The sequence below is a fragment of the Leptolyngbya sp. FACHB-541 genome (assembly GCF_014695875.1).
In the GTDB taxonomy this organism is placed as follows: Bacteria; Cyanobacteriota; Cyanobacteriia; order Elainellales; family Elainellaceae; genus JAAUTN01.
The window spans coordinates 19,039-30,406 of sequence record NZ_JACJPC010000119.1 but is presented as its reverse complement, the minus strand read 5'-3'; the positions used below and the strand labels follow the sequence as shown (position 1 = coordinate 30,406).

General features: G+C 51.1%; 7 protein-coding genes. 3 read left to right on the top strand and 4 right to left on the bottom strand.

The window, feature by feature from the left end; all coding sequences use genetic code 11:
* Positions 1-4: 4 nt before the first annotated feature.
* Both H6G00_RS26235 and H6G00_RS26230 read right to left on the bottom strand, forming a co-directional pair.
* Positions 5-2,605 (bottom strand): GAF domain-containing protein, encoded by a 2,601-nt coding sequence (locus H6G00_RS26235; protein ID WP_190798975.1) that lies wholly within the window; start codon positions 2,603-2,605, stop codon positions 5-7.
* Between the two features lie 127 nt (positions 2,606-2,732).
* A complete protein-coding gene (locus H6G00_RS26230) occupies positions 2,733-3,752 on the bottom strand; it encodes an aldo/keto reductase (RefSeq protein WP_190798974.1) in 1,020 nt (339 codons plus the stop codon).
* Positions 3,753-4,109: 357 nt separating this feature from the next.
* Between H6G00_RS26230 and H6G00_RS35735 the strand changes: the two genes are divergently transcribed.
* From H6G00_RS35735 to H6G00_RS26215, 3 genes are all read left to right on the top strand, one after another.
* Positions 4,110-4,946 carry a M23 family metallopeptidase gene (locus H6G00_RS35735; protein ID WP_242042509.1) on the top strand — a complete coding sequence of 279 codons (837 nt, stop codon included), beginning with the start codon at positions 4,110-4,112 and terminating at the stop codon, positions 4,944-4,946.
* A 66-nt stretch (positions 4,947-5,012) separates the two neighbouring features.
* A complete protein-coding gene (locus H6G00_RS26220) occupies positions 5,013-6,113 on the top strand; it encodes a low-complexity tail membrane protein (protein ID WP_190798973.1) in 1,101 nt (366 codons plus the stop codon).
* 120 nt (positions 6,114-6,233) lie between these two features.
* The gene (locus tag H6G00_RS26215) at positions 6,234-6,434 is read left to right on the top strand and encodes a hypothetical protein (protein WP_190645810.1); all 201 of its coding nucleotides are present in this window, start codon (positions 6,234-6,236) and stop codon (positions 6,432-6,434) included.
* Positions 6,435-6,614: 180 nt separating this feature from the next.
* Here H6G00_RS26215 and H6G00_RS26210 read toward each other — a convergent pair whose 3' ends face one another.
* On the bottom strand, positions 6,615-7,184 hold the full coding sequence (locus tag H6G00_RS26210) for an alpha/beta hydrolase (RefSeq protein WP_190798972.1): 570 nt from the start codon (positions 7,182-7,184) through the stop codon (positions 6,615-6,617).
* Positions 7,185-7,219: 35 nt separating this feature from the next.
* The gene (locus H6G00_RS26205) at positions 7,220-10,975 is read right to left on the bottom strand and encodes a PAS domain S-box protein (protein ID WP_190798971.1); all 3,756 of its coding nucleotides are present in this window, start codon (positions 10,973-10,975) and stop codon (positions 7,220-7,222) included.
* Positions 10,976-11,368 lie beyond the last annotated feature (393 nt).

Genomic DNA, 11,368 nt, shown 5'->3' with positions numbered 1-11,368 from the left:
CTGACTATTTTGTAGTCATGGTGTGGACACCATCCCAGGCAGTAGGGGGCGGGCTGATTAGGTAAGCATTGGCGCGCTCCAGGTGGACCGCGATCGCCCGGTCGTCTTGCTGCAAGCGCTGCGCTTTCTCAAAGCAGCGAATCGCCTGCTGAAAGTTCATCTCTGTGTAGGCTGACCGTCCCTGCTCATAGAGCGCCAGGAACTCATGGGTCTGATCGTCGAGGGTATGGTGGCGATCGCCAATCAACTCGTAAATGCTGATCGGCTTTGTCTTACCTTTGACTCGAATTCGGTCTAGCTCTCGCACGACGATGTGTTCTCGACATAGCCCGTAGGTGTACTCGCTCAGAATGATGTCACAGCCATATTCCTTGGTGACTCCTTCTAGGCGAGAGCTGATGTCTACACCATCGCCAATGACGGTATAATCCATCCGCTTTTGGGAGCCGATGTTGCCCGATACGACTTCTCCAGAACTGATGCCGATGCCGATGCGGATTTGAGGCTGATGCTTAATCCGGCGATTTTGGTTAAATTCTGCTAATCGCCGCCGCATATCCAGCGCCGACTGTACAGACATCCAGGCATGGTTTTCGGTCAATGGCAGCGGCGCACCAAATACCGCCATCAGGGCATCACCGATGAATTTGTCGAGCGTGCCTTCATAGTTAAAGACCGCTTCTACCATCGTTTCAAAGTAGTTGTTTAGCAGCGAGACGACCTCTGCCGCTTCCATCTTTTCGGTGAGGGAGGTGTAGCCGCGAATGTCAGAAAATAGGATGGTGACTTCTTTGCGTTCACCGACCATCAGCGCATCTTCGCCCAAGGCCATGACTCGCTCTGCTACTCCAGGCGTCATGTAGCGGTACATCGTCGCTTTCATCCGCTTTTCCTGGCTAATGTCTTCCAGCACCACCAGACCACCTCGGACGGTGCCTTCTGGATTGGTCAAGGGATTGACGGTTAAGTTAATGCTGCGCTCTATTTCTCGCACCTGTTCTTGAGGAATGGGGGAGATGGGATGCGCTTTGCTTTTGGCTGTCGTCAGATTCCAGGGAAGGAAGCTGTTGGAGTTGTGGCGATCGCGCATTGCCATTGCATACATTCCTGCCCCACTTCCATTGCCATTCCGGTCGGCAGGATCGTCTGGCTGGTTGACAAATAACCCAACTGTCAGGCTTTGTTCAGGGACGTAATGCTTTGCGCCAAGTTTAAGGCTGTCCTCAACCCGCATTTGCAGATTGTCAATCGGCACTACTTCCCAAACCAGACGACCGACAAGCTGCTCTATCCAAAAATTTTCTTGGTGGCGATCGCCTTCCTTCTGGCGCGGACAGCCCAATAGCTCCAGTGCTGCGTCATTAATGGTGACAATTCTGCCCTGCATGTCGGTCGAGATTACGGCATCCGACAAGCTTTGCAGCATATCTTTTTGGTACTGCTTTTCTAGCAACACGCTTTCAAATAGTTGAGCGTTTTCCAGTGCGATTCCCGCCTGAATGTTGAACGCCCGCATGAATTCTTCGTCGGAACTGGTAAAGCTGCCCTGGTGCTTGTTAATCAGTTGGGTGACACCAATCAGCACTCCTTCTGAGTTGTAGACGGGCATACAGAGAATGTTGCGGGTGCGGTAGCCCGTGCGTTTGTCAGTAGACGGATCAAAGCGCGGATCCTCGTAAGCATTGGGAATGTTTAACGCCTGCCCAGTGGAAGCAACATAGCCTGCAATGCCTCGGTCTGCTGGAATGCGAATCTCCATCAGCGTGCTGCCATCGGCGGTTTCCACCTTTGACCAAAGTTGCCCCTGTTCTCGATCCAGCAGAAACAAGGTGCTGCGGTCAGCCTGCATGAGTCCACGAGCTTCGTCCATCACGGCTCGTAGGGTTTTTTCCAGATCCAGGCTTTGTGCCAGACAGGAGGTAGCTTTTAGCAGAGCCGCTACGCCTTTCTGATTTCGGGCGGCAATGTAGAACGAGTTGCAGCTTTCTAGAATGATGCCAATGGATGAAGCGAACTCGCGAAACTGGCGTTCGTCATCAGAATCAAACGGTTCATTGCCCGCCTTGTTCATCAGTTGCACGACGGCAACGACGCGATTTTTGGTGCTAAAAATCGGCATACAAAGGACGTTGCGGGTGCGATAGCCCGTCTGCCGATCGACATCCCGGTTGAATAGGGGATGGCTGTAAACATCGGCAATGTTGAGGCATTTTCCGGTTGCGGCGACGTGTCCGGCAATGCCAACATTCAGCGGAACCCGAATTTCTAAAGATTTTTCGCCTTCGCCCTGGGCAATCTTTGACCAGAGCTGCTCCCTTTCTTCGTCAACCAGAAAGATGGTAGTGCGATCGGCCTGCAAAATCTGCCCGATTTTCAGCGTGAATGCCTCCAGGATTTGCTCCAGCATCGTTTCCAGGGCTTCGTTGTTGATCATTTCGATCGCCCTGAGAAAATGCTCAAACTCTCTTGTAATTTGTTCGAGCAGGCTAGCAAATTGAGGAACGGGAAGATCCTTAACGCGGCGGGTGAGATCGCCTTTGCGATCGCCCTGTGACAAGGCTGCCAACATGCTGCCAGGAGAAGTGCCAGGAGTAGTCATGGTCATGGCCGCTAGTAGGGGTGTAGTATTGCCCCGAATTAAGGAAACATTGAATGCAAATTGGGAGACACACCGTTACATATAGTTATACAGGAGATAGCTATACAGGCAGTTATCGCCTTGCTATCGACTGCTATCTCCTATATTCATCGCCGCAGTCGCCAATCAGTTGGTATAGGTCGCGGGATTGTCTGAGTACAGCATCAATTTGGGAGCGATCGTCCTCGTCTAGCGTCAGGTCAAAAACTCTAGCATTGTCCTGCAAATGGTCTGACACACCTAACCGTGCCCCCACAATCACACCTGCTACCGTTGGCTGATCTAAAACGCAACGCGTTGCGACGTTGGCGATGCTCACCCCGTGCTTTTGGGCAATAAGCTGGAGTGCCGAGAGCAGGCTTTGAAATAACTCCCAACCACCCCACACATCGATCATGTTCTTGTACTTTCTCAACGAAGCCGTATCGAGTGAGCTTCGCTCGGGCTCGGGCTGCCCCAAATAACGCTCCGACAATAGCCCCCCACAGACTGTGCCGTAGGCAAGCAGCTTAACGTGGTGCTTCTGACAAAACGGTACCATACGAACCAGGGGACGGCGATCGATCAGAGAAAATTGCACCTGGTTGGAGACAATTGGAATGTCGTTTTCTAGAACAGTTTGTAAATGCTCTGTGTCAAAGTTGGTTAGGGCCAGGCGCTTGATTTTGCCCTCGTTTTGCAGTTCTGTGAGGTATTTGAGCGCATCCAGATAGCTTTTGTTGCGATATTCCCACCAATGAAACTGGAGCAGGTCTAGGGATGGCACATCCATTCGCCGCAGTGAGATGTCAACGTTTTCCTCAACCAGGTTGCGGGTCATGCGTTCAGGGCGTGGCACCCATTTGGTAAACGCTTGCAGGCTAAGCAAGACTGCCGTACCGCGCGTTGCAGAAATCTGTCGTCTAAACTCACCGATAAAATCCTCAGCCGGGCCGTAGTGATCTGCTAGGTCCCAGGTGGTAAAGCCTGCATCAAAGTAATCGAACATACTCTGGACCGCTCGTTGGGGAGCGATCGCGCCATGTGCCCCCGACACCTGCCACATGCCGTTGAGAATGCGGCAAATGTTTAACTCTGGAGTAAATTGCAGCCTGCGAGAATCAGGTGGATTCATCGTGAAGTTTTGTTAACGCTACACTCCTATAAGGTATCCCGTTTCCACAAAAGCGGGCGATGTAGGAAATTGATAGGGAACCAGGAATTTTTTTAACAGTCACACATTTCTGCAATTAATCTAGTATCTTTAGACTTGAATATTTTTCTTCACCCGGCACAGCAGCAAAGTTAGCTTGCGCGTCTAGGAACATAAGTTGGGTTCGAGATTTCATAAAGACGAGGTATTTGACAGATGTCCTGATCAATGCAAAGGACTTTTATCAGATACCGCGTTTGTATAAACCAGCAAGAAGTGTTACTTGATCCCCGTTCTTAGTCATTTACTCCTGAGGAATCACAAGAAGTCGCGCTGTTAATGATGCAAAAGAATTCTGTTCGGTTTGGGAAATTGCTGCTGTTGTTTGGGCTGGGTCTGACAGCGCTGGTTGTTCTAGAAACGCACCAGGAAATTGGCGGGGCGCTCGATCTCAGCCATGTACCTGGCAATGGTCTTTCAGATCTGGTTCGAGAGGCTGCTCCAGATGCGGCGGCCGATCCTCCTCTCGATGCAGAGGTGCGTACCGATGCAGAAGCAAAACCGGGTGTGGATGCTGCTTCATCTGAGCCAGAAAGGGAGACTTTGGCGATCGATGCAGATGCTGAGGCGGTGAATCCAGAACAGGAAGTTGCTCAAATTGATCCCAGTGAGATGGCAGTGAACCAGTGGCAAGGGGCTTCCTTTCCGCTAGAAGGCTTTCAGGAGTACACGTCTCCATTTGGCTATCGCTCGTCTCCAATGGGTGGCTACAGCCAGGAATTTCACTACGGCTTGGACATGGCTGCCCCCTCTGGCAGCTACATTCGCAACTGGTGGTCAGGTACCGTCGTTGAAGTGACAGACGATAGCAACTGCGGTACTTCGGTCGTGGTGGAGTCTGGAAGCTGGCTGCACATCTACTGCCACATGCAGGGACATGTTGAGTCCAATAGTCAGGGGCGCTACATGATTGACCGAGAAGGCGGTTTGCAGATTTGGGAAGGGCGAGAAGTGCTGGCTGGGGCGCGCATTGGTCGAGTCGGCATGACGGGACGGACGACCGGGCCTCACCTGCACTGGGGACTGAAATATAACGATAACTGGGTTGATCCGGCGCTGGTGCTGCGGGCTATGTACTCAGAACAGCAAACTGCGGCTTCTAATCGGGTTCAGTAGACCTGATTGATCTACGATCCCCATTCCCGATTACTATGACAGTGTTGCCTCTGATGCAGATTGGGTATGCGTTCTTTTTGGTCTGATCCTTACCTGTGGATTCACCTGGCGGGTATTGCTGCGCTACCGATTTTTTTGGAAATTTGTTTGTTAGGACTGGCGGCGGGTGATCCTCTCCTGCCTGCAGTGCTGGAGCTAGGGTTTGTTGCCGCAGTGGGAATTGCACCTATTTTTTGGATGCAGTGGCAGCGTCCCTTTTACATTTTTAGTCTGCTGGCGATCGCCATTCAGCCTGCCCAACTCACTGATGAAGAGCGGCGAATGCTGCGTTTCTTCAAGTCTCAAGAAGTGCGGGTGTTGACTGTAATCGCCCCAATCCTTCTGACGATCATCCTCTGGCAACTCTACAAACTTGCCCCACTCGCGGCAGAAGTAACCCCCTTCTCTGGGCGGCTGGTCGGGTTGCTGGTAGCAGCGAGCGCGTTTCTGGGCTGCAATCTGTTTTTGCAAGTTCCCTTGAGCGTTGTGCGGGTGCTGTTGGCGGGTGAAGCTAAATTTGCTGCTGCGGAACCCTACCCCTTAGAGCGAGTTGGGCAAGATTTTACCGTCTTGGGGCTGCGCGTCAAGCAGATTTTGCCTGCGATCGCCCCCCCTCCACAACCCGTAGTCGTTGCTAAGCCTGAAGCGGCTGCGGAGACAGAGAAAATACCTGTTGTAGAGGCGATCGCTTCAGATGCGGCAACCGTTGCAGCAGCAGTTCCTACAGGCGAAGAAACTGCCACAGCCGAAATTGCAGAAACTGAAACAGCGGAAAACCAAGTGGCTGTAGATGAGGCCGTCACCGTCGAAGCGGAAGTTGCACCCATTCCAGATCAGGAATTAGAAACGTCGCCCTCAGAGGCGGAGACGACTCCAGTCGGTCAGCCATTCCCTGATCTAACAGAGGCAGAAACGGTTACTGCGGCTGAGATTTCAGATGTTGAAGAGGCGATCGCACCTGAGGCAACTCCGGAGGCTGAAGCCGCCTCGGTGATTGAAGAACAGGCAGCAGAGGAAGTGATAGAAGAAATGCTGGCGTGGGAATCGCAAGACATTCAACCCGATGCTCAGCCAGATACTGAACCAGGCACTCCTGCAGAATCGACATCTGAGCCTCCTCATTCATGAATTTTGCACTATATTTGCCCAACCGTGTAGCTCAACACAGTCAAATAGATTGACTACGCTATGCTGTGATTAAGGGAAACAAAATTTTCCCTTAATCCTTGCACCATTCCTGAAACTTCTATGGCTATTACTTCTTTCCCTTCTGGTATACAGTCCCCTGGAGATGAACAGGTCTGGGATAGCTTAAAGCGGGCGATCGCCTCCAGTTCTGGGTTCAAGCGCTGGCAAACTGAGCGTAGCGACGAGCGGCATCCGCCACTCAGCCAAGATCAGCTTGTGCGTCGATACTTGCGCGAAACTTTAGAGACTTTGGCTTATTGAGGTTCCGACCTTATCCCAATTCCCTTTGGAGCTGCATAGTTTGGAGTGTGCCCCATTTACGCTCCAGGCTGTGCAGCTTCAGATACAGACTGTATTGTCTCCAGTCTGTTACAAATATTGTTTATAAAGCTCTGCTTCTTGTACTTTCAGGAGGCAGAGCTTTTGATCTTCTCAAGCTTCTCAAAACTGAATATTATCGAACACGCCTTCTAGCCCACCTTCCAGAAGTCCGCCAAAGCGTTCTTGAATCGCTTGAAGCTGACCGTAGGCTGCAACGAGGCGATCGCCATCAACCACCACCTCGTCAGTCGGGTAGTTTTGAATCACTTCGATTAAGCTAATCCGGTCGTCATCACTGGCTGAAAGGACCAGAGCCGATCGCAATGCCTCCCGGCTAGCTTCACCGGACGGTGGATAAATGGCTTCCCCAACTTGGTCAAGCACAGTATCGCCGATTGGATTGTTCAACCCGCGATCGACCAAAACCACGTTTACTTGTGCTTCTTCGGTTAAGGTCTGGCGCACTTCTTCAGGCTGTTTGCCCGCTAACCGCAAATAGCGACGCAGCGATCGCGACGTTTCTCCCGTTTCGGCTAGCGTGGTCAGTTCAGCGACAGAAACCGACTGTCTCAAAACGCTGTATTTAAGGACAACCCGTTCGGCGGCGATCGCTCCTGTTGCCCACAGCGGCACAGAAACGCCAATCCCTACAATCAGCGACAGTTTTGTAATCAACGAATTTAAACGCATGACCCGTGCAGCGAACTGCAAATTAGTGTTTTCCTTTATCTATCCTGATGATATCGATTCGGTAAAGTTCCAGTGAGGGCTGCGATCGCCTTGACTAACATTTCGGGGTCAATTGGTTTGGACATGTGCTGTTGAAATCCTGCGGCTAGCGCCTGTTGCTGGTTGAAATCACCTGCATAAGCAGTGAGGGCGATCGCCTTGACCTGTCCACCTTGCTCTGGAGGTAATGTTCGCACCTGGCGCATCAGCATATAGCCATCCATATCTGGCATACCAATGTCGCTCAACAAGACATCGGGTGGCGAACGCTTCAATATTGACAGTGCTTCTCCTGCGGTCGTGACGGCTGTCACCTTTGCACCAGCCTGTTCTAGCAGAAACTCAACAAGTTCACGGGTATCGGTATCATCATCTACTAGCAAAACGCAAACGTGGGCTAGGGGATGAGGGATGAAGGATGAGGGATGAAGGGGATCGGTTTCATTCATCCCTCCATTCTCGTCCTTTAAAAGCGGTAGCCTAACGATAAAAGTAGCTCCTAGTCCTTCCCCTTTGCTTTCGGCTTGAATGGTGCCACCATGCAGTTCAACCAGGTGCCGCACGATCGCCAATCCCAGTCCTAACCCGCCAAACTGCCGCGTAGTTGCACTATCTGCCTGCCGAAAGTAGTCAAAGATATAGGGAAGGAAGCTGGGGTCAATTCCTTTGCCCGTGTCGGTAATGGTAATTTGAGCCTCTCTATCGCTCTCAACTTGCTCTAGTCTCACTTTCACTAGTCCGCCTGGAGGCGTGAATTTGACGGCATTGGAGAGGAGGTTCCACATCACTTGCTGCAAACGTGTTGCATCACCTGCGGCTTGAGTGTTGGGAGCCAGATCTGGCTCTATGCGAATGGATTTAGCTTCTGCGGCGAGACGCACAGTTTCGATCGCCGCTCGAATGGTGGCTGCTAAATTGACTGGGCTAACTGCCAGACTGAGCTTGCCGCGCAAAATTCGAGAAACATCGAGCAAATCTTCGATTAGTTCTGCTTGCAGTTTGGCATTGCGTTCGATCGTTGCTAGAGCGTGTTTGGCTTTTGTCTCATCGAGCTTGCCATCTTGCAGCAGTCTCGACCAACCGAGAATGGGGTTGAGGGGCGATCGCAACTCATGGGACAGCACTGCCAAAAACTCATCTTTAACGCGGTTGGCGGATTCTGCTTCGGCACGGGCTGCTTGTTCCCGTTGCAGGAGATATTCCCGTTCTTGCTGCAATTGTTTCTGCTCTTCGATATCAGTTGCAGTGCCAAACCATTTGAGAATTTTGCCCTGAGCATCTTTCAACGGCACCGCCTGATGCAAATGCCAGCGATAGACTCCATCGGCTCGTCGCATTCGCCCTTCTGCCTGATAGTGGGTGTCGTTCTGTTGCGCGGCTGCCCAATCGTGGGTGAGTTCAGCTATATCATCAGGATGAATGACCGCTTGCCATCCTTCAATTTGAGCCTGCTCTAGCGTTAGCCCCGTATAGTCCATCCAGCGCTGATTGATATCCAACAAAATTCCTTCGGCGTTTGCCGTCCAAACTAGTTGGGGAATCGATTCAGCCAAATATCGATAGCGTTCTTCGCTTTGACGCAGAGCATTCTCGACCTGTTTGCGGTCGGCGATATCGATGAAGTAAGCAACACCGCGATCGCTATAACCGGGCAACAAGGCTCCGCCAATTAGGATGGGCACCTGAGTGCCATCTTTGCGGATGTAAGCTTTTTCAAAGGGAGGACATACGCCATCTGCCAGCAGTTGTGCCTGCATGGCTGCATCAATTTCGTGAAACTCAAGAGGAGTAATGTTTTGCCACTGCACCTGTCCTGATTGCAGTTCTTCCTGGCTGTAGCCCAACATCTGCACTGCCATTTCGTTGCCAGCGGTGATGCAGCCAGATGAATCCCAAAAGAGAATCCCAACCATGTTGGATTCGACCACACCCCGAAAGCGGGACTCACTTTCGCGCAGAGCCGCTTCAGCGTAGACCCGATCGCTAATATCCACCAGAGAAACCAGCACCCGGTCATAGGCTGCCGAGGCAGGCGGGAAAGCGATGGTAAACCAAACGGGAAAGCGATCGCCCTGCAAAGTTTGCAAAACAGTTTCAGCAGCGTAGGAGGGTTTCTCATCCGCAATAGCGATCAGCTCTTCTACAAAGATTGCTTCAGCTTCAGGTGTGAAGATCTGATGTAAGGAATTCAACAGTTCTGCTTTGCTTTGTGCCCCAAATAGCTGCAGCGTTACCTGATTGACATCCCGCAGATGCACCATTGCAATAGCCTGTTGGACAAACTCCGGATGGTGGGTGAAGTATTGTCGAAAGTCTTCAACTCCAGACGCTTTAAGTTGGGCGATTGCCGCTCTGACTTGAGAAAAATCTTCTTCCCAAATTGAAATGCTGACTGCTTCAAAAATGTAGCGATAACGCTGTTCTTGAGCAATCAGAGCCATTTCAGTTTGCTTGCGATTAGTGATGTCGATCGCAGTGCCAATGAATTCTACTGGCTGTCGGGATGCTCCCTCTCCGTCAAACTGAACCTGTCCATTCGCTGAAATCCAGCGCTCAACGCCATCGCCTACCAAGAGCCGGTAATCAATTTCGTAACCGCCTGAAGAACTTGGGGAAAGAGCATGGCTTATAGCGCTTACCACTCGTTCCTGATCCTGAGGGTGAATTCGTTCCAGGACAGTTGATAGGGGAAGGAAAACCACATCCTCTGGCTCTCCCCAAATTTCACGCATTCGCTTGTCCAGTTCAACCAGGTTGGTAGCCGGGTCATAGCGCCAACTTCCTAGCCGACCAATCTGAACGGCGAGTTGAATTTGTGCTTCACTCTCTCGCAGAGCCTCCTCTACTCGTTTGCGATCGGTAATGTCACTCACCAGGCTGAAAAAGCCCTCTACAGCCCCCTGGCTATTGACGTGAGGAACATAATCCGCACTAACGTAACGAGTGCCGCCTGTCTGGTAAGAAATTTGGCTCTCAAAACTAACTCGCTGACCTGAGAGTGCTTGCTCCATGTAAGGAAGCACAGTTTTGTAAGCCGCCTCACCCAACACCTCAAGAACGTGCTTGCCCGTCAGGTCTGAGGGACGTTGCCCAAACCAGGCTTCATAGGTTTGGTTGTTAAATCGGTAGTAATGGTCTTTGTCCACGTAGGCAATCAAAGCCGGAACGGCGTTGGTCACGAGCCGCAGTTGCTCTTCTCGACGGTATAGCGCTTCTTCCAGGTCCTGGGGGGTAGGGTTGCTGGGGGTAGGCAGGCTATCTTCGACTAAAACTCTACACCCCGTGGCAAATACTCCATCTATTTGACCTGCTTCATTCCAAAGAGGGCTATAAGACCAGGTGTAATGACACTGTCTACCAGAGCAATCGCCCGGAAAGGGTTGATTTTCACAGCGTCGGGGTTGCCCTGTAGCAAACACTTGCTCAACATCGGCTTGGATTTGCCGCCAATTTTCATTCCAACTGGTGCTGATAGGTTGACCGACGAGAATCGGCTGGTCGTTTGCCCGCAACAGCAAAGAGTAGGCATCGTTGTAAAACAAAAGGCGATCGCTTCCCCAAACCAGGAACATGGGAGAGCAAGCATTCAACAAAATATTTAGGGCTGTCTTAAAACTTGGCGACCAGGTTGCGATTGCTCCAATAGACACTGACGAGTCATTAGCGGTGTTTTCGGCATTTGCAAAATGGGACTGCATAAGTGCCGCCATCTCGCTGTCACCAATGAAGTTATGCTCGGAGTTGGCATTCATCTTTTAGATCACAGGTTTAGCAGTCTTTCAAAGGCTGCCTGTCAGTTGTCCTACAACTGCCCCTTTAGTTATAAACGTTATGAAGAAGTCAATACAAGGTCAATCAGCGTAAAAAAGCCCTGTTGAAATTTCCTGCTTTTTAGTGGGAAAAGTCTTCCACCTAAAGAGTCAGGCAAGCTGTAATTTAATGAAAGATTAAACTGGCTCTCACAACTCTGATTAAGGACGGTATACTATTCTCCCATCTGATTTACTCTTCCTTAAAATTAGAAATTCCTTAAAGTTAGAACGCTGAGAACTAACAGTCACCTGAGGGGATGGTGAGAGGGCAATCGTTGAAATGAATGAGAGCGATCGCAGACTGAGTTCAGCCAGTGGAAATCGAGCAAGCCC